Source organism: Enterobacter sp. H2G27 (assembly GCF_054403075.1).
In genome coordinates, this window is sequence record NZ_JBSVSI010000001.1 from 750417 (window position 1) to 775760 (window position 25344).

General features: G+C 53.7%; 24 protein-coding genes. 11 read left to right on the plus strand and 13 right to left on the minus strand.

Features of this window, described 5'->3' with window-relative positions; all coding sequences use genetic code 11:
* Positions 1–15: 15 nt before the first annotated feature.
* Both ispA and xseB read right to left on the minus strand, forming a co-directional pair.
* Positions 16–915, minus strand: a complete 900-nt coding sequence (gene ispA / locus ACW9E7_RS03490) for a (2E,6E)-farnesyl diphosphate synthase (RefSeq protein ID WP_133293879.1) — start codon at positions 913–915, stop codon at positions 16–18.
* Positions 916–1158, minus strand: a complete 243-nt coding sequence (gene xseB, locus ACW9E7_RS03495; protein ID WP_008503331.1) for an exodeoxyribonuclease VII small subunit — start codon at positions 1156–1158, stop codon at positions 916–918.
* 191 nt (positions 1159–1349) lie between these two features.
* Here xseB and thiI point away from each other — a divergent pair, with 191 nt between their 5' ends.
* A complete protein-coding gene (gene thiI / locus ACW9E7_RS03500; RefSeq protein WP_111963420.1) occupies positions 1350–2798 on the plus strand; it encodes a tRNA uracil 4-sulfurtransferase ThiI in 1449 nt (482 codons plus the stop codon).
* 94 nt (positions 2799–2892) lie between these two features.
* Here thiI and yajL read toward each other — a convergent pair whose 3' ends face one another.
* Both yajL and panE read right to left on the minus strand, forming a co-directional pair.
* Positions 2893–3486: a protein deglycase YajL gene (yajL, locus tag ACW9E7_RS03505; protein ID WP_133293882.1), complete on the minus strand. Its 594-nt coding sequence runs from the start codon at positions 3484–3486 to the stop codon at positions 2893–2895.
* Positions 3449–4360, minus strand: coding sequence for a 2-dehydropantoate 2-reductase (gene panE, locus ACW9E7_RS03510; RefSeq protein ID WP_248172688.1), 912 nt, complete (start codon positions 4358–4360; stop codon positions 3449–3451). The genes yajL and panE overlap by 38 nt, the downstream gene beginning before the upstream one ends.
* Positions 4361–4481: 121 nt before the next feature.
* On the opposite strand from panE, the gene ACW9E7_RS03515 reads away from it, so the two are divergent.
* The gene (locus ACW9E7_RS03515) at positions 4482–4973 is read left to right on the plus strand and encodes a YajQ family cyclic di-GMP-binding protein (protein WP_023334701.1); all 492 of its coding nucleotides are present in this window, start codon (positions 4482–4484) and stop codon (positions 4971–4973) included.
* A gap of 31 nt (positions 4974–5004) precedes the next feature.
* Here the strand turns inward: ACW9E7_RS03515 and ACW9E7_RS03520 are convergent, their stop codons facing one another.
* The 8 genes from ACW9E7_RS03520 to ACW9E7_RS03555 all read right to left on the minus strand — a co-directional run bounded on the left by ACW9E7_RS03520 (position 5005) and on the right by ACW9E7_RS03555 (position 13877).
* On the minus strand, positions 5005–6366 hold the full coding sequence (locus ACW9E7_RS03520; RefSeq protein WP_115874347.1) for an MFS transporter: 1362 nt from the start codon (positions 6364–6366) through the stop codon (positions 5005–5007).
* A gap of 148 nt (positions 6367–6514) precedes the next feature.
* Complete coding sequence (gene cyoE, locus ACW9E7_RS03525) at positions 6515–7402, minus strand: heme o synthase (RefSeq protein WP_013095848.1); 888 nt, start codon at positions 7400–7402, stop codon at positions 6515–6517.
* Between the two features lie 11 nt (positions 7403–7413).
* Positions 7414–7740 (minus strand): cytochrome o ubiquinol oxidase subunit IV, encoded by a 327-nt coding sequence (locus ACW9E7_RS03530; RefSeq protein ID WP_006176899.1) that lies wholly within the window; start codon positions 7738–7740, stop codon positions 7414–7416.
* On the minus strand, positions 7740–8354 hold the full coding sequence (locus ACW9E7_RS03535) for a cytochrome o ubiquinol oxidase subunit III (protein WP_008503324.1): 615 nt from the start codon (positions 8352–8354) through the stop codon (positions 7740–7742). Before ACW9E7_RS03535 ends, ACW9E7_RS03530 begins: the two co-directional genes overlap by 1 nt.
* The gene (gene cyoB, locus ACW9E7_RS03540) at positions 8344–10335 is read right to left on the minus strand and encodes a cytochrome o ubiquinol oxidase subunit I (protein WP_014168864.1); all 1992 of its coding nucleotides are present in this window, start codon (positions 10333–10335) and stop codon (positions 8344–8346) included. The genes ACW9E7_RS03535 and cyoB overlap by 11 nt, the downstream gene beginning before the upstream one ends.
* A 16-nt stretch (positions 10336–10351) precedes the next feature.
* A complete protein-coding gene (cyoA, locus tag ACW9E7_RS03545) occupies positions 10352–11299 on the minus strand; it encodes a cytochrome o ubiquinol oxidase subunit II (protein WP_014882770.1) in 948 nt (315 codons plus the stop codon).
* Between the two features lie 477 nt (positions 11300–11776).
* A complete protein-coding gene (gene ampG, locus ACW9E7_RS03550) occupies positions 11777–13252 on the minus strand; it encodes a muropeptide MFS transporter AmpG (protein WP_458727264.1) in 1476 nt (491 codons plus the stop codon).
* A gap of 46 nt (positions 13253–13298) precedes the next feature.
* On the minus strand, positions 13299–13877 hold the full coding sequence (locus ACW9E7_RS03555) for a lipoprotein (RefSeq protein ID WP_023310568.1): 579 nt from the start codon (positions 13875–13877) through the stop codon (positions 13299–13301).
* A 305-nt stretch (positions 13878–14182) separates the two neighbouring features.
* Here ACW9E7_RS03555 and bolA point away from each other — a divergent pair, with 305 nt between their 5' ends.
* The 9 genes from bolA to ACW9E7_RS03600 all read left to right on the plus strand — a co-directional run bounded on the left by bolA (position 14183) and on the right by ACW9E7_RS03600 (position 24545).
* Positions 14183–14500 (plus strand): transcriptional regulator BolA, encoded by a 318-nt coding sequence (gene bolA, locus ACW9E7_RS03560; protein WP_021241655.1) that lies wholly within the window; start codon positions 14183–14185, stop codon positions 14498–14500.
* Positions 14501–14830: 330 nt separating this feature from the next.
* Positions 14831–16129, plus strand: coding sequence for a trigger factor (tig, locus tag ACW9E7_RS03565; protein WP_133293885.1), 1299 nt, complete (start codon positions 14831–14833; stop codon positions 16127–16129).
* 260 nt (positions 16130–16389) lie between these two features.
* On the plus strand, positions 16390–17013 hold the full coding sequence (gene clpP / locus ACW9E7_RS03570; RefSeq protein ID WP_010428105.1) for an ATP-dependent Clp endopeptidase proteolytic subunit ClpP: 624 nt from the start codon (positions 16390–16392) through the stop codon (positions 17011–17013).
* 126 nt (positions 17014–17139) lie between these two features.
* On the plus strand, positions 17140–18414 hold the full coding sequence (clpX, locus tag ACW9E7_RS03575) for an ATP-dependent protease ATP-binding subunit ClpX (RefSeq protein WP_023310570.1): 1275 nt from the start codon (positions 17140–17142) through the stop codon (positions 18412–18414).
* Between the two features lie 182 nt (positions 18415–18596).
* Positions 18597–20951, plus strand: a complete 2355-nt coding sequence (gene lon / locus ACW9E7_RS03580; RefSeq protein ID WP_023334706.1) for an endopeptidase La — start codon at positions 18597–18599, stop codon at positions 20949–20951.
* Between the two features lie 210 nt (positions 20952–21161).
* Positions 21162–21434, plus strand: a complete 273-nt coding sequence (gene hupB, locus ACW9E7_RS03585) for a nucleoid-associated protein HU-beta (protein WP_002444653.1) — start codon at positions 21162–21164, stop codon at positions 21432–21434.
* 212 nt (positions 21435–21646) lie between these two features.
* Complete coding sequence (gene ppiD / locus ACW9E7_RS03590; RefSeq protein ID WP_136195262.1) at positions 21647–23518, plus strand: peptidylprolyl isomerase; 1872 nt, start codon at positions 21647–21649, stop codon at positions 23516–23518.
* Positions 23519–23666: 148 nt separating this feature from the next.
* The gene (locus tag ACW9E7_RS03595; protein ID WP_133293886.1) at positions 23667–24047 is read left to right on the plus strand and encodes a helix-hairpin-helix domain-containing protein; all 381 of its coding nucleotides are present in this window, start codon (positions 23667–23669) and stop codon (positions 24045–24047) included.
* Positions 24048–24146: 99 nt separating this feature from the next.
* Positions 24147–24545 carry a YbgC/FadM family acyl-CoA thioesterase gene (locus ACW9E7_RS03600; protein WP_024906822.1) on the plus strand — a complete coding sequence of 133 codons (399 nt, stop codon included), beginning with the start codon at positions 24147–24149 and terminating at the stop codon, positions 24543–24545.
* 61 nt (positions 24546–24606) lie between these two features.
* Here the strand turns inward: ACW9E7_RS03600 and queC are convergent, their stop codons facing one another.
* Positions 24607–25302, minus strand: coding sequence for a 7-cyano-7-deazaguanine synthase QueC (queC, locus tag ACW9E7_RS03605; protein ID WP_008503311.1), 696 nt, complete (start codon positions 25300–25302; stop codon positions 24607–24609).
* Positions 25303–25344: the final 42 nt, after the last annotated feature.

The following is a 25344-nucleotide window of genomic DNA, read 5'->3' on the forward strand; positions in this document are numbered from 1 at the left end:
ATCGAGATATATAGTTTATTTATCACGCTGGATTATATAGTCCGCTAGCGCTTCCAGTGCCGAGGTATCCAGCGATTGCGCAGCCAGTTCATTCAGCGACTGGCGGGCATCGTCAATCAGATCCCGGGCTTTACGTTGGGCTTGCTCAAGGCCCAGCAGGGCGGGGTAGGTACTTTTGCCAAGCTGCTGGTCCGCACCCTGACGTTTACCCAATGTTGCAGTATCGCCCACCACATCCAGAATGTCATCCTGAACCTGGAATGCCAGACCGATACTTTCTGCGTATCTGTCCAGAATCGGCAGGGCTTTGCGCCCTTGTTCACCCGCGCTCAGCGCGCCCAGGCGAACGGCGGAACGAATCAGTGCCCCGGTTTTATGGCGATGAATACGCTCCAGCTGTTCCAGATTAACCTGACGTCCTTCCGCTTCAAGATCCAGCGCCTGTCCGCCGCACATGCCGGCCACGCCGCTGGCCATTGCCAGCTCGGAGATCATCGCCAGACGGTCGCGGTCAGCCACTTCCGCCATTGGCGCGTCGCTCAGAATCGAGAACGCCAGCGTTTGCAGGGCATCACCCGCCAGGATGGCATTCGCCTCGCCAAACTTGATATGGCAGGTGGGTTTACCCCGACGCAAATCGTCGTCGTCCATGGCCGGGAGATCGTCGTGGATCAGCGAGTAGGCGTGAATGCACTCAACGGCGGCTGCCGGAGCGTCCAGCGTGCTATCGCTGATGCCAAACATATTGCCGGTGGCATACACCAGGAACGGGCGCAGGCGCTTTCCACCCAAGAGTGCGCCATAGTGCATGGCTTCAACCAGTGGAGTGTTCTGAAAAGGCTGTGGCGCAATAAAACGGCGCAGGGCGTCGTTGGCGCGTACGACACGCGCCTGAAGCTCGTTGGCAAAATCCATTTACTCGGCGTCCGGTGTGAAAGGCGTGGTTTTCGCGTCTTCGCTGTCGGAAAGCAGGATCTGCACGCGCTGCTCGGCCTGCTGCAGCTTGACCTGCCCCTGGCGCGCCAGCTGCACGCCACGCTCGAATTCGTTGAGCGCCTCTTCCAGCGGGAGATCGCCGCTCTCAAGACGGGTAACAATTTGCTCCAGTTCACTCAGCGCAGTTTCAAAACTGGCCGGTGCGTCGTTCTTCTTCGGCATAGTGAATTGACTCTTATATTCTTCGCCCCGACATGGTAACGGACTCGGGCGGATAAGCAAATAACGCGCAATGTGCACAGGAGCGGCGCGATGGTGGTATACTTGCGCGCCTGGATGCAGCCACGGGTGTGGGCTGCTGTACTCTTTTCCATTACAAGCCTTAACAGGCTTGCCTAAGAAACATTGCCGCCATGAAGTTTATCATTAAATTGTTCCCTGAAATCACCATCAAAAGCCAATCTGTGCGTTTGCGCTTTATTAAAATTCTCACCGGGAACATTCGTAACGTATTAAAGCACTACGACGAAACCCTCGCCGTGGTGCGCCACTGGGACCACGTTGAGGTCCGTGCGAAAGACGAAAACAAACGTCAGGATATTCGCGACGCGCTGACCCGTATTCCGGGGATCCACCATATCCTGGAAGTGGAAGATGTTCCGTTCAGCGATATGCATGACATCTTCGAGAAAGCGCTGGTCCAGTACCGTGACCAGATCGAAGGCAAAACCTTCTGCGTGCGCGTCAAGCGTCGCGGTAAGCACGAATTCAGCTCCATTGAAGTGGAACGTTATGTCGGCGGCGGTTTAAACCAGCACGTTGAAACGGCGCGCGTACGTCTGACCAACCCGGACGTGACGGTGAACCTGGAGATCGAAAACGATCGCCTGCTGCTGGTGAAAGGGCGCTATGAAGGTATCGGCGGCTTCCCTATTGGCACCCAGGAAGACGTATTATCCCTGATCTCTGGCGGCTTCGACTCCGGCGTCTCCAGCTATATGTTGATGCGTCGCGGCTGCCGTGTGCACTACTGCTTCTTCAACCTGGGCGGCGCGGCGCACGAAATCGGCGTTCGTCAGGTGGCGCATTACCTGTGGAACCGCTTCGGCAGCTCCCACCGCGTGCGTTTCGTGGCAATCAATTTCGAACCTGTGGTCGGCGAAATCCTCGAGAAAGTGGACGACGGTCAGATGGGCGTCATCCTTAAGCGCATGATGGTGCGTGCGGCGTCCAAAGTGGCTGAACGCTACGGCGTGCAGGCGCTGGTCACCGGCGAAGCGCTGGGCCAGGTCTCCAGCCAGACGCTGACCAACCTGCGTCTGATCGACAACGTATCTGATACGCTGATCCTGCGTCCGCTCATCTCCCATGACAAAGAGCACATCATCGATCTGGCGCGCGAAATCGGCACCGAAGATTTTGCCCGCACCATGCCGGAATACTGCGGCGTGATCTCTAAAAGCCCAACGGTGAAAGCGGTGAAGGCGAAGATCGAAGCGGAAGAAGAGAACTTCGATTTCAGCATTCTGGATAAAGTGGTGGAAGAAGCGTCCAACATTGATATCCGCGAGATTGCCCAGCAGACCGAGCAGGAAGTGGTTGAAGTGGAGACCGTGAGCGGTTTCGGCGCGAACGACGCTATTCTGGATATTCGCTCTATTGACGAGCAGGATGACAAGCCGCTGCAGGTGGAAGGCGTCGAAGTGGTTTCTCTGCCGTTCTACAAGCTGAGCACGAAGTTTGGCGATCTCGACCAGAGCAAAACGTATCTGCTGTGGTGTGAGCGCGGGGTGATGAGTCGCCTGCAGGCGCTGTATCTGCGCGAGCAGGGCTTTGCGAATGTGAAGGTGTATCGCCCGTAGTTTCTCGCCCGGTGGCGCTTCGCTTACCGGGCCTACGGTACCGTGCATTTGTAGGCTGGGTAAGGCGTAGCCGCCACCCGGCTTTTTTTATGCACTACTCTTCATAGTAATTATAAATCCCCGCAGGCATCACCAGCGATGATGCCACTTCGTAGGCCTTCTCGCGCCCGACCAGCAGGTCAATAATCTTTAAGCCAAAATCAATCGCAGTGCCAGGCCCCTGGCTGGTCAACAGGTTTACGCGCGGGTCCCAGACGACGCGTTTGTCCACCCAATGTTCTTCCGGGATCGTATCCTTCAGCCCCGGGAAGCCGGTCATATTGCCGACGGGGAAGATATCGTGCGGAACCAGAACCGTTCCCGCGGCGGCGCAGATAGCCGCGACGATACGGCCTGACAGATGGAACTGACGCACGGTCTCGACCAGCAGCGGGCTGTCGCGAAAACATTCCGCGCCTTTTAGGCCGCCGGGCAGCACGATGATGTCGTAATCTCCGTCTGCCACCTGAACAAGCGGCGCGTCTGCCAGGATTTTCACCCCGCGTGAACAGGTGATTGCAAGATTGCCGTCGCTGGCGACGCTGGCGGTGGTGATCTTAATTCCGCCGCGCACCATCAAATCAATGGTGGTGACCGCTTCCATCTCTTCGCTACCAGGGGCGAGGCAGATCAGTGCTGACGCGCTCATATTCACTCTCCTTACGTTTAACCAGGTCATACAGACGGGCGTTTTCCGGCACGGAAATGCCGTGTGCGCGGGCGCGTTTTAGCAGATAGCCGGTAATGTAGTCGATCTCCGTGTGGCGTAATGCCCGAACATCCTGCAGCATTGAGGAGATGTTTTCTGCTGTACTCTCAATGACCTGCTCGACATAGCAGCGCAAATCGTCTGCCGAGGTATGCAGCCCTTCCCGCTCAACGACCGCCGCGACTTCCGCACACAAAATGGCAACGTCCTGCGGATGATTTTTCAGCTCCCCGTTCGGGCAGTTCCACAGCGCCGTCAGCGGATTGATCACGCAGTTTACCGCAAGCTTACGCCACAGCTGAGGGCGGATGTTGTTGTGCCATGCGACGTCCGGCAAGACCTTTTGCAGAACATCGGCAAGATAGCTGTAGTCGCCATCCTGTGGTCTGGCAGGACCCATGTGCGTCACGCCGCTGGCGACATGCACAATGATGTTGCCGTCGCGACGGGCAGCGTGCGTGGTTGTCGCCATCAGCAGGGGCTGCGGGACGCTTTTCAGCTCATCGAGGGTACCCATGCCATTATGCAGCAACAGTATGGGCGAAGTGGGGGGGAGCTGCGCGGCCAGTGTCTTTACCGCGTCTGAGACCTGCCAGGCCTTGAGCGTCACCAGTAAAAGGTCGCTTTGCGCCAGGAAATCAGGATCGTTGGCGGTGAGAGATTCGTTAAAGATGCTTCCGTCTTCACCAATCAGGTTTACACTGCAGTAGGGTTGGGGCACTCGCAGCCAGCCCTGAACCTCATGTCCGTGCTTGCACAGCGCGGTCAGCCACAGCTGACCAAGCGCTCCGCATCCGAGCACCGTAATTTTCATTGTTCCTCCTCACCTGCAACTGCGCCAGGTGTTACAGCTTAATTATACAGCTAAGCTTCTGTTGAGTTATGCCTCGTAGCGGGTATTATGCAACGCAACAAAAGTGAAGGGAGAAGAAAAGATGCCATCTTTCGATATTGTTTCCGAAGTTGATATCCAGGAAGTTCGCAACGGCGTAGAGAACGCAACCCGCGAAGTTGAGTCACGTTTCGATTTTCGTGGCGTTGAGGCGTCGTTTGAGCTGAACGATGCAAATAAGACCATTAAGGTGCTGAGCGAGTCTGATTTCCAGGTGAATCAGCTGCTCGACATTCTGCGCGCCAAGCTGTTAAAGCGCGGCATCGAAGGGACGTCTCTCGATGTGCCGGAAGAGTTCGTGCACAGCGGTAAGAACTGGTTTGTAGAAGCCAAGCTGAAGCAGGGTATTGAGAGTGCGGTGCAGAAGAAAATCGTTAAGCTCATAAAAGACAGCAAGCTGAAGGTGCAGGCGCAGATCCAGGGTGAAGAAATTCGCGTGACCGGTAAGTCCCGCGACGATCTCCAGTCCGTAATGGCGCTGGTGCGCGGCGGCGATTTGGGACAACCGTTCCAGTTTAAAAACTTCCGCGATTAATATAAAAAGCCCGGTTAAACCGGGCTTTTTATCACGCCTTGAGCGCCTGCTCGACTTCGAAGCGGTTAGTCATTTTACTGTCTATCTTGACGTAAGCGCTGCGCTCTTCCGGGACAATGAGCACGTCCGTCACGCCCTCTTTTTCTTCCAGACGCTGCTTAAGCGCATCGCTGATTTCCACATCATCCGGGATTTCTATCCGCAGGCTGCTCACGTAGCGCGGCTCTTTCATGGTGCTGGCGACCAGCAGCCAGACTGTCGCTAACAGCGCACCGGCGAGAAACACGGTTTGTGAATCAAACAGGCCGTCCACCCAGCCGCCGAGCGAGCCGCCGATCGCCACGCCGAGAAACTGGCTGGTGGAGTAAATACCCATTGCCGTACCTTTGTAACCGGCGGGCGACTCTTTGCTGATAAGCGACGGCAGCAGGGCTTCCATCAGGTTAAAGGCCAGGAAGAACAGCTGCACGCCGGCAATCAGCTCCCAGAAGTGCGGACCGGCACCCCAGAGCACGATTTCGGCAATCAGCAGGACCGCCACGCAGCCCACGAAGACGCGCTTCATTTTGCGCTTCACTTCGGCGTAGATGATGAACGGCACGACGGAGACAAACGAAATCAGCATCGTGACCAGATAGATTTTCCAGTGCTCAGCCGCCGGGAAACCCGCTGCCGCAAGCTGGCCGGGCAGGGCGACAAAGGTCGACATCAGCAGGATGTGCAGACACATAATGCCAAAGTTCAGCTTCAGAAGGCGCGGCTCGACAATCACTTTGCTGAAGCAGCCTTTTACCATCCCGGATTCACGGTTGAGGACGTGGTTTTTGCTGTCCGGCACGACCCACAGGGTTAACGCAATACCAATGGTTGCCAGCACGGCAATCATCCAGAACAGGGCGTGCAGACCCAACGTGTGCGTAATGATGGGGCCAAGCACCATCGCAATCGCAAACGTTACGCCAAAGCTCACGCCGATGAACGCCATTGCTTTGGTGCGGTTTTGCTCGCGGGTTAAGTCGGACAGCAGCGCCATCACCGCGGCGGCAATCGCGCCGGAGCCCTGCAGGGCGCGGCCAAGAATAATCCCCCAGATGGAGTGGGAGAGGGCGGCAATCACGCTACCGAGCACAAAGACCAGCAGCCCGCCGACAATCAGCGGCTTTCTGCCCACCCGGTCAGAGAGCAGGCCAAACGGGATCTGGAAAACCGCCTGCGCCAGGCCGTAGATGCCGATCGCGAGTCCAATCAGCGCCTCGCTGGCCCCCTGCAGCGCCATACCGTACGTGGTCAGAACAGGCAGGACCATAAACATGCCAAGCATCCGTAGCGAGAAGACAGTCCCTAAGCCCCAGGTCGCGCGTAGCTCGCCTGGCGTCATTTTATAATCGTTCATTACCACCTCAGTTCAAAAGCAGGCCATAGTGTAGTGCGGGGAAGGGGCGGGGTAAATAAAGGGTTATTTAACAAATATTACATGCGTTATTAGTAGATTCAGTGAATAAAAAAGGGTGCCGAAGCACCCTTTTTTTGACCTGTTTGGCTTACCAGACGTAAGTCAGCAGGTTATGTGAATCCGGCACCATAAAGTCTACGGACATCATCACGGAAAGCGAGGTGATGGCCACAATCGAGAACACAAACAGCTTGCGCGCCCAGACTTTGTCATCTTCCACTTTGTAACCGCGCAGCGCCATACCGAGCCACCAGACGCTCACCGCAGCCGCTACCGCCAGATATTTATATCCAGCGTAACCACCCAGAGAGAGCATCAGCGTTGCCACGGCAAAGGCGATGATGTACAGCGTGATGTGGTTCTTGGCAACCGAAATGCCCTTCACGACCGGCAGAACCGGGATGTTCGCTGCCTGATAATCCTTAAAGCGGAAAATCGCGATGGCATAGGAGTGCGGCATCTGCCACAGGCTAAAGATAGCCAGCAGGATCAGCGCACCGCTGTCGAACTCGTTCGTGACCGCACAGTAGCCAATCACCGGCGGCGCAGCGCCGGAGAGAGAACCAATCAGCGTGCCGTAGACGGAGTGGCGTTTCATATACAGGCTGTAGACGCCCACATACACCACGAACCCCATCACCCCCAGCCAGCAGGCCAGTGGGTTAGCACCAAACCACAGCAGCATAAAGCCAGCAATACCCAGCAAGGTGGCGTACACCAGCGAGACGGAAGGGGCGATCAGGCCTTTCACCAGCACCCGATTTTTGGTCCTTTCCATCTTCTTGTCGATATCCATGTCGATGTAGTTGTTAAATACACAACCGGACGCAACAACCAGTGACACACCGACCAGCGTGTAGATAAAGAGGGTGTAATCAATGCTGCCCTTAGAGGCCAGCAGGAACCCTCCGATCACGGAGATCAGGTTGCCAAAGATGATGCCTGGTTTCGTTACTTGCAGGTATTGCTTAAACATACTCGCCGCTCTTAGTGAACCATCATGTTGTAGTTGAGGTTCCACATAATCCAGATGGAACCGACTACCAGGATAGCGATGATAATCACGGTAAAGATAAAGGCGGTCATATTCCAGCCTTCATCGGACTTGGTGTTCATGTGCAGGAAGCAAACCAGATGCACCAGAATCTGAATCACAGCGGTTACCAGGATTGCACCCAGGATAACCGGCTTAGACGCAGAACCGCTCATCACCATCCAGAACGGGATCACCGTCAGGATGATCGACAGGATGAAACCTGTCATGTAGGTTTTTACGCTGCCGTGGGAAGCGCCATGATCGTTAGAATGACTCATTACATCGCCCCCATCAGATAGACAACAGAGAACACACAGATCCACACCACGTCCAGGAAGTGCCAGAACAGGCTCAGGCACAGGATACGGGTACGGTTAGTACTGGTCAGGCCGCGACGGGAGATCTGGAACATCAGGACTGCCATCCAGATCAGACCGGAGGTCACGTGCAGACCGTGAGTGCCGACCAGCGCGAAGAACGCGGACAGGAAGCCACTGCGATCCGGGCCGAAGCCTTCCATGATCAGGTGATGGAATTCATAGATTTCCATCCCGATAAATCCAGCACCAAACAACCAGGTCAACGCCAGCCAGGAAACAACCTGGCTCTTGTTGTTTTTGTACATGGCGATAGCCGCCATGCCGTAGGTGATGGAGCTGAATAACAGCAGTGCGGTTTCAACCAGAACGAACGGCAGTTCAAAAATGTCCTTGCCGGTCGGGCCGCCCGCTGTGCCGTTCACCAGAACGGCATAGGTTGCGAACAGACAGCAGAACAGAATGCAGTCGCTCATCAGATAGATCCAGAAACCGAAGACTTTTGTCGGTCCTGTATCGTGGTGCGCATGTTCATGCGCGTGGGCAGTTGAGTGTGCCAGAGTATCAGTTGCCATTTTTCAGCCCCGCTTTAGAAATCTCGTCGAAATGCTGATTTTCCAGCTTCTCAACTTCACGGACTGGTACGTAGTAGTCCACGTCCTCGTCAAAGCTCTTCACAATCCAGCTGATTACGATGCCGGCGAAGCCAACAATCGCCATCCACCAGATGTGCCAGATCATTGCGAAACCAAATACCGTTGCGAAGGCGGCAATCACGATGCCCGCACCGCTGTTTTTCGGCATGTGAATCTCTTCGTAATGAGCAGGTTGCTTGTACGCTTCACCTTTCTCTTTCATTTCCCAGAATGCGTCACGTTCATGAACCTGCGGCACAATGGCGAAGTTATAGAAAGGAGGTGGAGAAGAGGTCGCCCACTCCAGCGTACGGCCACCCCATGGGTCACCGGTCAGGTCACGGTTCTGATCGCGGTCGCGAATAGACACGTAGAACTGAATCAGCTGAGACGCGATACCACAGGCAATCAGCACGGCACCGCCCGCTGCAACCATCAGCATTGGGTGGAACTGCGGATCGATCTGCTGGCTCAGGCGACGGGTCATACCCATGAAGCCCAGCACGTACAGCGGCATAAATGCTACGAAGAAGCCGATGATCCAGAACCAGAACGCGCGTTTACCCCATTTTTCGTTCAGCGTGAAGCCGAACGCTTTTGGCCACCAGTAGGTTACGCCAGCGAAGCAGCCGAAGACCACGCCACCGATGATAACGTTATGGAAGTGCGCAATCAGGAACAGGCTGTTGTGCAGAACGAAGTCAGCGCCCGGTACCGCCAGCAGTACGCCGGTCATCCCACCTACGGAGAAGGTTACGATGAAGCCGATGGTCCACAGCATCGCTGAGTGGAACACGATACGGCCCTGGTACATGGTGAACAGCCAGTTGAAGATCTTCACCCCGGTAGGGATGGCGATAATCATGGTGGTGATACCGAAGAAGGCGTTTACGTTCGCGCCCGCACCCATGGTGAAGAAGTGGTGCAGCCAAACGATGAACGACAGAACGGTAATACACACGGTTGCCCACACCAGAGAGGTGTAACCAAACAGACGTTTACGCGAGAAGGTTGCCGCGATTTCGGAGAACACACCGAACACAGGCAGAACCAGAATGTACACTTCCGGGTGACCCCAGGCCCAAATCAGGTTGATGTACATCATCATGTTGCCACCCATATCATTCGTGAAGAAATGGGTGCCCAGATAGCGATCCAGGGTCAGCAGCGCGATGGTGACGGTCAGAATTGGGAAGGAGGCAATAATCAGGATGTTGGCGCACAGAGATGCCCAGGTAAATACCGGCATCTTGAACATGGTCATGCCAGGGGCACGCATCTTGATAATGGTCACGAAGAAGTTGATACCGGTCAGGGTTGTACCAACACCGGAGAGCTGAAGCGCCCAAATCCAGTAGTCGACGCCAACGCCAGGACTGTACTCAATTCCTGACAGCGGTGGGTAAGCCAGCCAACCGGTCTGCGCGAATTCGCCCACACCCAGTGACAGGTTAACCAGGATAACGCCGACAACCGTGAACCAGAAGCTCAGGTTGTTCAGGAACGGGAACGCCACGTCGCGTGCGCCGATTTGCAGCGGAACGACAACGTTCATCAGACCGATAACCAGCGGCATCGCCACGAAGAAGATCATGATAACGCCGTGGGCGGTAAAGATCTGATCGTAGTGGTGCGGCGGCAGGAAGCCGGCTTCACCCGCAGAAGCGAGTGCCTGCTGGCTACGCATCATGATCGCATCCGCAAAGCCACGAATTAACATGACGATACCGACGATGCAGTACATGATACCGAGTTTTTTGTGGTCAACCGAAGTCAGCCACTCGTTCCACAGGTAGCTCCACTTACCGAAGTAAGTGATCAGGGCCAGTAAGGCCGCGCCACCAATGATAATTGCAGCCACCGTAACCACGATAATCGGTTCATGGTAGGGCACTGCATCCAGTGTCAATTTTCCGAACATTTTCTTCCTCGGCCCCTTAGTGAGCGGTTTCCGCGTGGCTCATGTCCATGCCTTCCATACCTTCGTGCGCGCTGTGCTCGCCTTCTGGCTGGGTCATGTCCATGCTCTTGCCGTGATCCATAAATTTGCCAATAACATCTTTGAACAAATCAGGTTTCACATTAGAGAAGTACTCCACCTTGTTGTATTCGCTTGGTGCAGCCACTTTTTCGAACGCCGCCATGTCAGACATGGTGTTTGGAGACTGCTTCGCTTTTTCAACCCACTGGTCGAAAGCGGCACGGTCTGGCGTCGCAATAGCTTTGAACTTCATACCTGAGAAGCCCGGGCCGCTATAGCTGGCGGAGATACCATCATAGGTGCCTGCTTCATTCGCGATCAGATGCAGGTTGGTCTGCATACCGGCCATCGCGTAAATCTGGCTACCCAGACGTGGGATGAAGAAGGAGTTCATTACGGAGTTGGAGGTCACTTTGAACTGAACCGGAGTGTTCGCCGGGAAGGCGATTTCATTCACGGTAGCAATACCCTGCTCTGGATAGATGAAGAACCATTTCCAGTCCATGGAGACCACTTCAATGGTAATAGGTTTCTCATCGTGAACCAGCGGTTTGCTTGGCTCAAGTGCGTGAGTGGTTTTCCAGGTCAGCACGGCAAGGAACAGGATGATCAGAATAGGTACCGTCCAGACCACAGCTTCCACTTTATTGGAGTGTGACCAGTTAGGGCTATACTTCGCATCTTTATTGCTCGCACGATACTTCCAGGCGAAACCAACAGCCATCAAAATGGCAGGAATAACCACAATCAACATCAGGCCAAAAGCCGTCAATATCAGTGAACGTTGTTCCAGTCCAATCTGTCCTTTGGGGTCTAGTAGTGCAGAATCACAGCCACTGAGTAATACAGTGCCCGCGAATAATGACAACCATCCCAAACTTTTATTGTATTTCCCGAGTCTCATTTAACGACCTCAATTCCACGGAGTCTGGTGGCGTTTAAAGTGTGCGGGCATTTTACGGGAAGGTTACATTACTGTAAACATCATTAGGCCTGTGTCAGGAAGGTGTTACCGGGTTCTGCCGCACGTGTCACAAGTGTTGCAAATTATGTCGGTTTTTATGACCGAAGCCGCACGGCATGGGCTTTATAACGAAAGGACCCCCAAGCATACCCTAAAAGGGGCAATTGGTATAACCATTGTTGAAAATAAACAAAAAATTAACAATTAATTATCAATAAAAAGACATATAAAAAACGAAAAATCAAACTATCGTATGCTGAATCGTTTAATGAAAAATAGCGTTTTGGAATAGGAACCAATAATTTCCAAATCCTATCCCGCACAAAACAACAAATATTTTTTTTGTGCCTGGCGGCTATTTCGTCGTTATAATTTCGGTTAGTGATTACAACGGGAAATAACCTTTCGCATTTTTCTTCAGGTCATCTGCGTTTTACGCAACGCCATGAAATCAAGCAGACCTCCGATCAGGATCCCGGCGATAGCCAGCAGGGCGCCTGCGTCCAGCAGAAGGGCTTCGAAAGGGAGTGCCAGAGAGGTGCTGGCATTGATAATAAGCACCGCGAGCCAGAGCGCCAGAGCAATGCAGCCCGCCATTAACAGACGTAACGCAAAACGGTAGGCGCGGTGATATTCGGTGCGCGGCATAAAGTGTTCTGTTCGCTGGGTATATTCCAGCGTCTGACGGCAGACCAGCAGCAATAAAATTCCCGGCACGGCAGCTACGACCGAGAAGAGATAAAATGTTGGCCAGCCATGGGCTTCCACGAACCAGCCGGCAATCGGGCCAACGTACACCCGGCCAACGGCTGAGAGCGCCGAGAGCAGAGCGAACTGGGTGGCTGAAAACGACTTATTGCACAGGGTCATCAGCAGGGCGACAAACGCCGCAGTGCCCATGCCGCCGCAGAGGTTTTCGAAGAATACCGCTGTGGCCATGCTGATCGTATGTTTGTCGGTAATCGACAGCAGCCAGTAGCCTGCGTTAGAGGCACCCTGAAGGATGCCGAAAATTAGCAGCGCGCGAAACAGCGTCAGACGCTGCATCAGCACGCCGCCATAAAGCGCGCCGACGATGGTCGCAAACAGCCCAAGCGTTTTATTCACCACGCCTACTTCACCGGCGTCAAAACCGACGCCGCGGATCAGGAAGGTGGTGGTCAGGCTCATGGCGAAAGCATCGCCCAGCTTATAAAGGACGATAAGCAACAGGATCAGCCAGGCGTTGTTGCGGCCAAAAAAGTCACGCAGCGGTTCGGCGACGGCCTGCTCCAGCGAGCGGGGTACCGGAATAACGTCACTCGGTTCGGGCGCGAACAGCGTCGCGATAATGCAGGGGACAAGCAGGGCGGCCATCAGCCAGTACATACCCTGCCAGCCGAGGTACCTGTCGGCGAGCCACAGCGCCAGCCCGCCGGAAACCAGCATCCCGAGGCGATAGCCCAGCACGCTGATTGCTGCACCAGCACCGCGCTCTTCCGCAGGTAACACGTCCGTCTTCCAGGCGTCGAACACGATATCCTGAGAGGCGGAACAGAAAGCAATCACTACCGCAAGTGCGGCCATCCAGCGAAGCTGGGTGGTGGGTTCAAGAAGGCCCATACCCGCGATAGCCAGCAGCAGCAGAATTTGCGTCATCACTAACCAGCCGCGCCGACGCCCGAGGAAAGGCGGCGTGTAGCGATCCATGACCGGAGACCACAGGAACTTAAAGACATAGGCCTGGCCGACAAGCGAGAAGAACCCAATGGTTTTAAGATCGATGTTTTCAACCGTCATCCACGCCTGAAGCGTGCCGGAAGTGAGCGCGAGGGGTAAACCGGAGGCAAAGCCGAGGATCAGCAGAATCGCTGATTTCGGTTGCTGGAAAATGCGTAAGTAATGGCTGGACATGTTCTTATAAAACTGACCCGGTGATACACCGGGTCAGCGAGCGGGTTTAACGCGCGTTCTGCTTGATGAAGTCGTGAATGCTGGTGTCCTGCGCCATATCGGCGATGGTATCGGTCAGCACGCTGTTAACGGCGTTAGCAATGTTCTGGTTGGAGGCCTGGAACGCACCTTCAACAGAATAGCTGGCGCGGTAGTTTTTGGTCATCTTGTTGCCATTCTTCGCGGTGGCAATGATGGCGATATCCGCTTTGGTCGCGATGTTGTAGCGCACGTTGCCCTGAGACACGTCAGCGTACAGGTTGTTCACGATGATCTGCAGATCGACCGCGCCGCTTGGGCCAATCATATACCCGCGAGCGGTCATCTGTTTCTCCAGCACTTCCTGCAACAGGAAGCGCAGGTCGCGGGACGCGGTGAGGGTAACCTGCTGGTTATCGCGGGTCACTTTAGCCAGCGCTTGATCCTGACGCTGATCGGCGCCGTTAATGCTCACGGTGACGCCCATCAGGCTTGGGTCCTGCTGAGGCAGGGTGATTTTTGGTGAGACATCAATAGTGGTTGGCGGGGTAGCGCAGCCTGCCAGCATAAAAAGGGCTACCAACGGAAAGAAGAGTTTTTTTAACATTTTCGGGTTCTCAACGAATCGTAAGCATATAAAGAGAAAAATTGTCGCCATCATAACATCGCCAACGGCAAGGGGAAGTGGTCAATGCATGTAAATTCATCGCCTTGTCCGAAAACTGACCAGTTCACCGTTTTTCTCAAACCGTGTATGACAAAACGTATGAGTCTCACAGTGAACTTCATTCGTTTGAATGAGAAAATCAGACGAAAGCTAAATATTTGTTGTCAAGGTGTAATGGAAACGGTAAAAGCGGCTAACATTTAAAGGGATGGGTGACATCCTGGCGTTGTCGGAGGAGTAATTTCATGATGATACGTGAGCATATAGAAGATAAATTAAGGGCAGCGTTCAACCCTGTGTTCCTCGAAGTCGTCGACGAAAGCTATCGTCATAACGTGCCGGCAGGTTCTGAAAGCCACTTTAAAGTGGTTCTGGTTAGCGATCGCTTCACGGGAGAACGTTTCCTGAATCGACACCGCTTGATCTACAGCACCTTGACGGAAGAACTCTCCACGACCGTGCATGCGCTGGCGCTGCATACCTACACCATTAAGGAATGGGAAGGTCTGCAGGATACGGTTTTCGCATCGCCACCTTGTCGCGGTGCAGGCACTATCGCCTGATAAATCGGATTTGCAACGGCTGGAGCTTTTCCAGTATGTTGCTTAGAGATTTCCTCAAAACGGCCTCCGGGCCGTTTTGTTTTGTCTACGTTTTGAGCGGATGGTGCGATTTTAAGGCTAAAAATAGCCTTAAAGTGTGAAAAAAGCCGCAGCAACATGCCCCAACCGTTCTCGACTCACCTAAGTGATGCCGCTATAATGCCGCGTCTTATTGAATGTCTTCGGGATGATTCTGGCGACAGGGAATGTGAATCTGCACTAAGAGAGCATCCCGGTATAACAGACAGATTCAGAGTTGACCGAGCACTGTGATTTTTTTGAGGTAACAAGATGCAAGTTTCAGTTGAAACCACTCAAGGCCTTGGCCGCCGTGTAACGATTACTATCGCTGCTGACAGCATCGAAACTGCTGTGAAAAGCGAGCTGGTCAACGTAGCAAAAAAAGTACGTATTGACGGCTTCCGCAAGGGCAAAGTACCAATGAATGTTGTTGCTCAGCGTTATGGCGCTTCCGTGCGTCAGGATGTGCTGGGTGAACTGATGAGCCGCAACTTTATCGATGCGATCATCAAAGAAAAAATCAATCCGGCCGGCGCGCCGAACTACGTTCCAGGCGAATACAAACTGGGCGAAGACTTCACCTACTCCGTAGAGTTCGAAGTGTACCCGGAAGTTGAGCTGAAAGGTCTGGAATCTATCGAAGTTGAAAAGCCAGTTGTTTCCGTGACTGACGAAGATGTTGACGGCATGCTGGAAACCCTGCGCAAGCAGCAGGCGAACTGGAAAGAGAAAGAAGGCGCTGTTGACGCTGAAGACCGTGTCACCATCGACTTCACCGGTTCTGTAGACGGCGAAGAGTTCGAAGGCGGTAAAGCGTCTGACTTCGTACTGGCAATGGGCCAAGGGCGTATGATCCCAGGCTTCGAAGACGGTATCAAAGGCCACAAGGCTGGCGAAGAGTTCACCATCGACGTGACCTTCCCGGAAGAATACCACGCTGAAAACCTGAAAGGGAAAGCAGCGAAGTTCGCTATCAACCTGAAGAAAGTTGAAGAGCGCGAACTGCCAGAACTGACTGAAGAATTCATCAAGCGTTTCGGCGTGGAAGATGGTTCCGTAGCGGGTCTGCGTACCGAAGTGCGTAAGAACATGGAACGCGAACTGAACGGCGCGGTGCGTAACCGTGTGAAATCTCAGGCGATCGAAGGTCTGGTTAAAGCCAACGAAATCGACGTTCCAGCTGCCCTGATCGACAGCGAAATCGACGTTCTGCGCCGTCAGGCTGCACAGCGTTTCGGTGGCAACCAGCAGCAAGCGATGGAACTGCCGCGCGAGCTGTTCGAAGAGCAAGCGAAACGCCGCGTTGTTGTTGGCCTGCTGCTGGGCGAAGTGATTCGTACCCACGAGCTGAAAGCTGACGAAGAGCGTGTGAAAGGCCTGATCGAAGAGATGGCTTCTGCATACGAAGATCCATCAGAAGTGATCGAGTTCTACGGTAAGAACAAAGAGTTGATGGACAACATGCGCAACGTTGCCCTGGAAGAGCAGGCTGTTGAAGCGGTACTGGCGAAAGCGAAAGTGACCGAAAAAGCGACCTCTTTCAACGAACTGATGAACCAGCAGGCGTAATTTCGCCCCAACGGTTTAAAGTTTGAACAGAAAACCCGTTGCCTTGCGGCAGCGGGTTTTTTTTATCGCAGCTATAGCCCAGGAAGAGTGCTAAAACGCCCTTTCGGTGTTAGCGTAACAACAAAAGGTTGTTATGCTTGAAATAGGGCACTGTAAACCCCATAAGTACGTAATCACGATGAATGAGACTGGCTGATAATCCGTCCGTAAGGTTACAATCAGTACAGCAGGTGTTTTCAATTTTGATCCAGGAGACGGAAATGTCATACAGTGGCGAACGAGATAACTTTGCACCCCATATGGCTCTGGTGCCAATGGTTATTGAACAGACCTCACGTGGTGAGCGTTCTTTTGATATCTATTCCCGTCTGCTCAAGGAACGCGTTATCTTTCTGACTGGCCAGGTGGAAGACCATATGGCTAACCTGATCGTGGCGCAGATGCTGTTTCTGGAAGCGGAAAACCCGGAAAAAGACATTTACCTGTACATTAACTCCCCGGGTGGCGTGATTACAGCAGGGATGTCCATTTATGACACCATGCAATTCATCAAACCTGATGTAAGCACTATCTGTATGGGTCAGGCTGCATCTATGGGCGCGTTCCTGTTAACAGCAGGAGCGAAGGGTAAGCGTTTCTGCTTGCCAAATTCCCGCGTGATGATTCACCAGCCGCTGGGCGGTTATCAGGGGCAGGCGACGGATATCGAAATCCACGCCCGCGAAATTCTGAAAGTAAAAGCGCGCATGAATGAACTTATGGCGCAGCATACGGGTCAACCACTCGAGCAGATCGAGCGCGATACCGAGCGCGATCGCTTCCTCTCTGCTCCAGAGGCAGTTGAGTACGGCTTAGTCGACTCCGTGTTGACCCATCGTAATTGATGCCCGCGACGCGAGTGTGCCGCTATACTAAGGTAGGGCGGCACGCTGCTCATTGCAGCTTGCGTCTTAGAATGGCATTTGCGTCGTCATGTGCGGCACAAAGAACTTAAAAAGAGGTTTGGACTCATGACAGATAAACGCAAAGATGGTTCGGGCAAACTGCTGTACTGCTCTTTTTGCGGCAAAAGCCAGCATGAAGTGCGTAAACTGATTGCCGGGCCGTCCGTGTATATCTGCGACGAATGTGTCGATTTATGTAACGACATTATTCGCGAAGAGATTAAAGAAGTCGCACCGCACCGTGAGCGCAGCGCGCTGCCAACGCCGCATGAAATTCGTCATCACCTTGACGACTACGTCATCGGACAGGAGCAGGCCAAGAAAGTGCTGGCGGTAGCGGTCTATAACCACTACAAACGTCTGCGTAACGGCGACACCAGCAATGGCGTAGAACTGGGTAAAAGTAACATTCTGCTGATCGGCCCAACCGGTTCCGGTAAAACGCTGCTGGCTGAAACCCTGGCGCGTCTGCTCGATGTTCCGTTCACGATGGCGGATGCCACCACCCTGACCGAGGCCGGTTACGTGGGTGAGGACGTTGAAAACATCATTCAGAAACTGCTGCAGAAGTGCGATTACGACGTACAGAAAGCCCAGCGCGGGATTGTTTACATCGATGAGATCGACAAGATCTCCCGTAAATCAGACAACCCGTCCATCACCCGTGACGTATCGGGTGAAGGCGTACAGCAGGCACTGCTGAAGCTGATTGAAGGTACGGTTGCCGCCGTTCCGCCACAGGGTGGTCGTAAACATCCGCAGCAGGAGTTCCTGCAGGTTGATACCTCCAAGATCCTGTTCATCTGTGGTGGTGCGTTTGCTGGTCTGGATAAAGTCATCTCCCACCGTGTTGAAACCGGCTCCGGCATTGGTTTTGGCGCAACGGTGAAATCGACGTCCGAAAAACCAAACGAAGGCGAGCTGCTGTCTCAGGTTGAACCGGAAGATCTGATCAAATTCGGTCTGATCCCTGAGTTCATCGGCCGTCTGCCGGTTGTGGCAACGCTGAATGAGCTGAGTGAAGACGCGCTGATCCAGATCCTGAAAGAACCGAAAAATGCGCTGACCAAGCAGTATCAGGCGCTGTTCAATCTGGAAGGCGTTGACCTGGAATTCCGCGACGAAGCGCTGGATGCTATTGCCAAGAAAGCGATGGTCCGTAAAACCGGTGCTCGTGGTCTGCGTTCAATTGTTGAAGCAGCACTGCTCGACACCATGTACGATCTGCCGTCGATGGAAGATGTTGAGAAAGTGGTGATTGACGAGTCCGTTATTAGCGGTCAAACCAAGCCGCTGCTGATTTACGGCAAACCGGAAGCGCAGCAGGCATCTGGCGAATAATTCACCAAACCATACAAGCAGTTAATCAAAAAGGGGGGATTTTATCTCCCCTTTACTTTTTCCGTATTCATAGCGTTGAATGTGTGGGAAACATCCCCATATACTGGATACATGTTAATGGTTATGTGAAGCACAGTGACATGACCAGCTTACCTGGCGGACACTAACTAAGAGAGAGCTCTATGAATCCTGAGCGTTCTGAACGCATTGAAATCCCCGTATTGCCGTTGCGCGATGTGGTGGTTTATCCGCACATGGTCATACCCTTATTTGTAGGGCGGGAAAAATCTATCCGTTGCCTTGAAGCCGCCATGGATCATGATAAAAAAATCATGCTGGTGGCGCAGAAAGAAGCATCAACGGATGAGCCGGGTGTAAACGATCTTTTCACCGTCGGGACCGTGGCCTCTATTTTGCAGATGCTGAAGCTGCCTGACGGCACCGTGAAGGTGCTGGTAGAAGGCCTGCAGCGTGCGCGTATTACCACTCTGTCAGACGACGGCGAACACTTCTCTGCCAAGGCAGAGTACCTTGATTCGCCTGAGCTTGATGAGCGCGAGCAGGAAGTACTGGTTCGCACCGCGATTAGCCAGTTTGAAGGCTACATCAAGCTGAACAAGAAAATCCCACCAGAAGTGCTGACGTCGCTGAACAGCATCGACGATCCTGCGCGCCTGGCGGACACCATCGCTGCCCATATGCCGCTGAAGCTGGCTGACAAGCAGTCCGTGCTGGAAATGTCCGACGTTAACGAGCGTCTGGAATACCTGATGGCGATGATGGAGTCTGAAATCGATCTGCTGCAGGTTGAGAAGCGTATTCGCAACCGCGTGAAAAAGCAGATGGAGAAATCTCAGCGTGAGTACTATCTGAATGAGCAAATGAAGGCCATTCAGAAAGAACTGGGCGAGATGGACGACGCGCCGGACGAAAACGAAGCCCTGAAGCGTAAGATCGACGCGGCGAAGATGCCGAAAGAGGCGAAAGAGAAGGCCGAAGCAGAACTGCAGAAGCTGAAAATGATGTCTCCAATGTCGGCTGAAGCGACCGTTGTACGCGGCTACATTGAGTGGATGGTGCAGGTTCCGTGGAACGCCCGCAGCAAGGTCAAAAAAGATCTGCGTCAGGCACAGGAAATCCTGGATACCGACCACTACGGCCTGGAACGCGTGAAAGACCGCATTCTTGAGTACCTCGCGGTACAAAGCCGTGTAAACAAAATTAAAGGCCCAATTCTGTGCCTGGTAGGACCGCCGGGGGTGGGTAAAACCTCTCTGGGTCAGTCCATCGCCAAAGCGACCGGACGTAAGTATATCCGTATGGCGCTGGGTGGCGTGCGCGATGAAGCGGAAATCCGCGGTCACCGCCGTACCTACATCGGTTCTATGCCGGGTAAACTGATCCAGAAGATGGCGAAAGTGGGAGTTAAAAACCCGCTGTTCCTGCTCGATGAGATCGACAAAATGTCGTCGGACATGCGTGGCGACCCTGCATCTGCACTGTTGGAAGTGCTTGATCCAGAACAGAACGTGGCGTTCAGCGATCACTACCTGGAAGTGGACTACGACCTGAGCGATGTGATGTTCGTAGCGACCTCCAACTCCATGAACATTCCGGCCCCGCTGCTGGACCGTATGGAAGTGATCCGTCTCTCGGGCTATACCGAAGACGAGAAGCTGAATATTGCTAAGCAGCACCTGCTGCCGAAACAGATTGAGCGTAACGCGCTGAAAGCCAATGAGCTGACCGTTGAGGACAGCGCGATTATCGGCATCATTCGTTACTACACCCGTGAAGCGGGCGTGCGTAGCCTTGAGCGTGAAATCTCGAAGCTGTGTCGTAAAGCGGTGAAACAGCTGCTGCTGGATAAGAGCCTGAAACACATTGTGATTAACGGCGACAATCTGCATGCCTATCTCGGCGTTCAGCGCTTCGACTACGGCCGCGCGGACAACGAAAACCGCGTTGGTCAGGTGACCGGACTCGCATGGACGGAAGTGGGCGGCGATCTGCTGACCATCGAAACCGCCTGTGTACCGGGTAAAGGCAAACTGACCTACACCGGCTCGCTGGGTGAAGTGATGCAGGAATCTATCCAGGCTGCGCTGACCGTGGTGCGTGCGCGTGCGGAGAAACTGGGAATTAACCCTGATTTCTACGAAAAACGCGACATCCACGTGCACGTACCTGAAGGGGCGACGCCAAAAGATGGTCCAAGCGCGGGTATTGCCATGTGTACCGCTCTGGTTTCCTGCCTGACCGGGAACCCTGTGCGTGCCGATGTGGCAATGACCGGTGAAATTACGCTGCGTGGCCAGGTTCTGCCGATTGGTGGTTTAAAAGAAAAACTGCTGGCGGCACACCGCGGTGGGATCAAAACCGTATTGATCCCTTACGAAAACAAACGCGATCTGGAAGAGATTCCGGACAACGTGATTGCCGATCTGCAGATCCATCCTGTTAAGCGAATTGAGGAAGTTCTCAGTCTCGCTTTGCAGAATGAACCCTCCGGAATGCAGGTTGTAACCGCAAAATAGTGACCTCGCGCAAAGAGCGTCAATAAAAACAAGGCTGGTAAGTGATTTCGCACTTGCCAGCCTTTTTTTGTATAGCTAATTTAGATTGCTGATTAGGTCAGCCATCAACAACGGGTGTTGTAAGGTCATGGCAGGCCTGATATAACTGCTGCGCGGTCGCGTTGTGAAGGATTCAGGCGCGATATAAATTATAAAGAGAGGAAGAGAACAGTGAATAAATCTCAACTGATTGACAAAATTGCTGCTGGTGCTGATATTTCTAAAGCTGCAGCTGGACGTGCGTTAGATGCATTAATTGCTTCTGTTACTGAATCTCTGCAGGCTGGGGACGACGTTGCACTGGTAGGCTTCGGTACTTTTGCTGTTAAAGAGCGTGCTGCCCGTACTGGCCGCAACCCTCAGACCGGTAAAGAGATCACCATTGCTGCTGCTAAAGTGCCGGGTTTCCGTGCAGGTAAAGCGCTGAAAGACGCAGTAAACTGATTGCTTTCCCGTTTCAGGGAAGCCGGAAAGTACAAGGGCGCATCATTTGATGTGCCTTTTTTGTTTGTCCAGACCTGATTTGTGCGAGTTTATGCGAGTTGTGGGCTGACAATCGCCCCGTTTTCTTGTCACAATACGCCTTCACGCGCGACGGGCAGGATTTTCCGTCAGCGTCAGGTAACCAGTCACCTACAGCGGAGTGTTGTTACACCATGATGGACAGCTTACGCACGGCTGCTAACAGTCTCGTGCTCAAGATTATTTTCGGTATCATTATCGTGTCGTTCATATTGACCGGCGTGAGCAGTTACCTTATTGGCGGTGGCGCAAACTACGCCGCAAAAGTGAATGGCCAGGAGATCAGCCGCGGTCAGTTCGAGAATGCTTTTGCCGGTGAACGTAACCGTATGCAGCAACAGCTGGGCGACCAATTCTCTGAACTGGCGGCGAACGAAGGGTACATGAAGACTCTGCGCCAACAGACGTTGAACCGTCTTATCGACGAAGCGCTGCTCGATCAGTATGCCAAAAAACTCGGCCTTGGCATTAGTGATGAGCAGGTAAAAAAAGCCATCTTCTCCACCCAGGCCTTCCAGTCTAACGGTAAATTCGACAACGCGCGTTACAACAGTATCGTCAACCAGATGGGGATGACGGCCGATCAGTACGCTCAGGCGCTGCGTAACCAGCTGACCACCCAGCAGCTCATCAATGCTGTCGTGGGCACCGATTTCATGCTCAAAGGTGAAACGGACGAACTGGCCGCGCTGGTGGCACAGCAGCGTGTTGTACGCGAAGCGACCATTGATGTTAACGCCCTGGCGGCGAAACAGCAGGTGAGCGACGCTGACGTTAACGCCTGGTACGAACAGAACAAGAATTCTTTTGTTTCTCCAGAGCAGTTCCGCGTGAGCTACATCAAGCTGGATGCGGCCGCGCTGCAGGAAAACGCGTCTGATGCAGAGATCCAGTCTTACTACGATCAGCATCAGGATCAGTTCACTCAGCCCCAGCGTAACCGCTACAGCGTGATTCAGACGAAAACCGAGGCTGATGCTAAAGCAGCGCTGGATGAGCTGAACAAAGGCGCTGATTTCGCGACCGTTGCGAAAGCGAAATCCACCGACATTATCTCGGCGAAAAACGGCGGTGATATGGGCTGGCTGGAAGACGCGACCACGCCTGACGAGCTGAAAAATGCCGGTCTGAAAGAGAAAGGCCAGCTTTCTGGCGTCATTAAGTCTTCCGTCGGTTTCCTGGTCGTGCGTCTGGACGACATCACCGCGGCGAAAACCAAGCCGCTGGCTGACGTCCGCGATGATATCGCAGCGAAAGTGAAACAGGAAAAAGCGCTGGATGCCTACTACGCGCTGCAGCAGAAGGTTAGCGATGCTGCCAGCAACGACAACGAATCTCTGGCAGGTGCAGAGCAGGCGGCGGGCGTGAAGGCGGTTGAAACTGGCTGGTTTGGTCGTGACAACCTGCCGGAAGAGCTGAACTTCAAACCGGTTTCCGATGCCATCTTCAACGGTGGTCTGGTGGGCGAGAACGGCACGCCGGGCAGTAACTCTGACATCATTACCGTCGACGGCGATCGTGCGTTTGTGTTGCGCGTCAGCGAGCATAAGCCAGAAGCGGTCAAACCGCTGGCGGAAGTGAAGGATCAGGTCATCGCTCAGGTTAAGCACAACAAAGCTGAACAGCAGGCGAAACTGGATGCTGAGAAGATTCTGTCCGATCTGAAAGCGGGTAAAGAAGACGCGCTGAAAGCGGCTGGCCTGAGCTTCGGTGAAGCGAAAACGCTGAGCCGTACCGGTCAGGACCCTATCAGCCAGGCCGCGTTTGGTCTGACTCTGCCTGCGAAGGACAAGCCAAGCTTCGGTACCACTACCGATGCGCAGGGTAACGTCGTTCTGCTGGCGCTGGATGAAGTGAAAGCCGGCACCTTACCAGAAGCGCAGAAGAAAGCGATGGTTCAGGGAATTACCCAGAACAATGCCCAGATTGCCTTCGAAGCCATGATGAGCAACCTGCGTAAAGAAGCCAAAATCAAGCTGGGTGATGTAATGACTCAGCAGCAGTAATTACGTGTCTGCTCGCAGATTTTCGTAACGCTCTGCAAAAACTAAAGGCCGCTTTCGCGGCCTTTTCCATTTCTGCAATCTGCTGTTTGTGCCGGTTTGAACTGGCGGCTATCGTGACGTGGCTGTCAACAAACAAGGAGATAACAGCATGAAATGTGGAATCAAAGCACTGTTAATTACGCTGGCTATTGCCACCACCGGGATGAGCGCGGGCGCGATGGCGTCGGCTCCCGCCGCCAAATCACAAACTACCCAGAGCAAGTCCGACGCGGCAGCGCCGGTGCAAGGGCAAACCAAAGCGATTGACGCCGGTAAAAATGCGGATGATGACGGTACGCGGGTCAGTATCAATTCTGCCTCTGCGGAAGATCTGGCCCGCGCGATGAATGGTGTCGGCCTGAAAAAAGCGCAGGCCATCGTCAGCTACCGCGAAGAGTATGGTCCTTTCAAAACGGTCGACGATCTCAAACAGGTGCCGGGCATGGGCAGCGCGCTGGTTGAGCGCAACCTCTCACACCTGACATTGTAATTACGCAATTTCTTGCACTGCGGCAAAATTTTGCCAGGATAAAGAGGTCATACCAGTTATGACCTCTCATCCTACAATAACAGTAAAGGCTATTGCGCTATGCAGACAAAAATCAAAGTACGCGGTTTTCATCTCGACGTTTATCAGCATGTGAACAATGCCCGCTATCTTGAGTTTCTTGAAGAAGCCCGCTGGGACGGGCTGGAAAATAGCGAAAGCTTTCAGTGGCTGACCGCGCACAACATCGCGTTCGTGGTCGTCAATATCAATATCAACTACCGCCGTCCGGCCGTGCTGGGCGATGTGCTCACGGTGACAAGCCAGGTGCAGCAAATCAATGGCAAAAGCGGGGTGTTAAGCCAGGTGGTGACGCTCGATCCAGAAGGGCAGGTGGTGGCTGATGCGCTGATCACCTTTGTCTGTATCGATCTGAAAACGCAGAAAGCGCTGCCGCTGGAAGGGGAGTTGCGTGAAAAGCTGGAGTTGATGATCGCGTAAGACTTGTTAAGGCGTACTCGTGCTGTCGACACCCGTTTTGCGACAGCACGGTCAAGTAGCCCTATTTTAGGCCGGTCTTTTTCTGCATCGCGGCCATCACGCCGGCTTTATCGGCAAGATAGTGGTTCAGTCCGTTAGCGCGAAGATTACAGGCCGCGCACTGGCCGCAACCGTCGCCTTTGATACCGTTATAGCAGGTGAGCGTTTCGCTGCGAACCAGGTCCAGCTTGCCCCAGTAATCCGCCAGCGCCCAGGTTTCGGCTTTATCCAGCCACATGAGCGGAGTTTCAAAGCGCGTCTCTTTCGCCATCCCCAGATTGACGGCGTGGTTTAGCGCTTTCACGAACTCATCACGACAGTCCGGGTAGCCGGAGAAATCGGTCTCGCAAACGCCCGTGATCACCGCTTCGGCTTTTACCTGGTAGGCGTAGATCGCCGTCAGGGTCAGGAAGAGGATATTACGGCCCGGCACGAAGGTATTCGGAATGCCGCTGGCATCAGGTTCGTAGTCCGGGACGGGAATACTGTCGCGTGTGAGGCTGCTCACGGCCAGTTCATTTAACAGCGTAACGTCCAGCACCTTGTGCGCGCGTGCACCCAGTTTCAGGGCAAGTTCACGGGCAACGTCGATTTCAGCGCGGTGGCGCTGACCATAATCGAAAGTGACACAGTGAACTTCATCGTACTGATGAAGGGCCTGAACCAGGCAGGTAGTAGAGTCTTGTCCTCCACTGAACACGACGACGGCACGTTTCATAAATCATCTCGACTGTTACGGTAAAAACGTTATGTTACCGTC

Coding starts and splice junctions, on each gene's coding strand:
- ispA (WP_133293879.1), bottom strand. CDS start 915: ATGGATTTTGCCAACGAGCTTCAGGCGCGTGTCGTACGCGCCAACGAC.
- xseB (WP_008503331.1), bottom strand. CDS start 1,158: ATGCCGAAGAAGAACGACGCACCGGCCAGTTTTGAAACTGCGCTGAGT.
- thiI (WP_111963420.1), top strand. CDS start 1,350: ATGAAGTTTATCATTAAATTGTTCCCTGAAATCACCATCAAAAGCCAA.
- yajL (WP_133293882.1), bottom strand. CDS start 3,486: ATGAGCGCGTCAGCACTGATCTGCCTCGCCCCTGGTAGCGAAGAGATG.
- panE (WP_248172688.1), bottom strand. CDS start 4,360: ATGAAAATTACGGTGCTCGGATGCGGAGCGCTTGGTCAGCTGTGGCTG.
- ACW9E7_RS03515 (WP_023334701.1), top strand. CDS start 4,482: ATGCCATCTTTCGATATTGTTTCCGAAGTTGATATCCAGGAAGTTCGC.
- ACW9E7_RS03520 (WP_115874347.1), bottom strand. CDS start 6,366: ATGAACGATTATAAAATGACGCCAGGCGAGCTACGCGCGACCTGGGGC.
- cyoE (WP_013095848.1), bottom strand. CDS start 7,402: ATGTTTAAGCAATACCTGCAAGTAACGAAACCAGGCATCATCTTTGGC.
- ACW9E7_RS03530 (WP_006176899.1), bottom strand. CDS start 7,740: ATGAGTCATTCTAACGATCATGGCGCTTCCCACGGCAGCGTAAAAACC.
- ACW9E7_RS03535 (WP_008503324.1), bottom strand. CDS start 8,354: ATGGCAACTGATACTCTGGCACACTCAACTGCCCACGCGCATGAACAT.
- cyoB (WP_014168864.1), bottom strand. CDS start 10,335: ATGTTCGGAAAATTGACACTGGATGCAGTGCCCTACCATGAACCGATT.
- cyoA (WP_014882770.1), bottom strand. CDS start 11,299: ATGAGACTCGGGAAATACAATAAAAGTTTGGGATGGTTGTCATTATTC.
- ampG (WP_458727264.1), bottom strand. CDS start 13,252: ATGTCCAGCCATTACTTACGCATTTTCCAGCAACCGAAATCAGCGATT.
- ACW9E7_RS03555 (WP_023310568.1), bottom strand. CDS start 13,877: ATGTTAAAAAAACTCTTCTTTCCGTTGGTAGCCCTTTTTATGCTGGCA.
- bolA (WP_021241655.1), top strand. CDS start 14,183: ATGATGATACGTGAGCATATAGAAGATAAATTAAGGGCAGCGTTCAAC.
- tig (WP_133293885.1), top strand. CDS start 14,831: ATGCAAGTTTCAGTTGAAACCACTCAAGGCCTTGGCCGCCGTGTAACG.
- clpP (WP_010428105.1), top strand. CDS start 16,390: ATGTCATACAGTGGCGAACGAGATAACTTTGCACCCCATATGGCTCTG.
- clpX (WP_023310570.1), top strand. CDS start 17,140: ATGACAGATAAACGCAAAGATGGTTCGGGCAAACTGCTGTACTGCTCT.
- lon (WP_023334706.1), top strand. CDS start 18,597: ATGAATCCTGAGCGTTCTGAACGCATTGAAATCCCCGTATTGCCGTTG.
- ppiD (WP_136195262.1), top strand. CDS start 21,647: ATGATGGACAGCTTACGCACGGCTGCTAACAGTCTCGTGCTCAAGATT.
- ACW9E7_RS03595 (WP_133293886.1), top strand. CDS start 23,667: ATGAAATGTGGAATCAAAGCACTGTTAATTACGCTGGCTATTGCCACC.
- ACW9E7_RS03600 (WP_024906822.1), top strand. CDS start 24,147: ATGCAGACAAAAATCAAAGTACGCGGTTTTCATCTCGACGTTTATCAG.
- queC (WP_008503311.1), bottom strand. CDS start 25,302: ATGAAACGTGCCGTCGTCGTGTTCAGTGGAGGACAAGACTCTACTACC.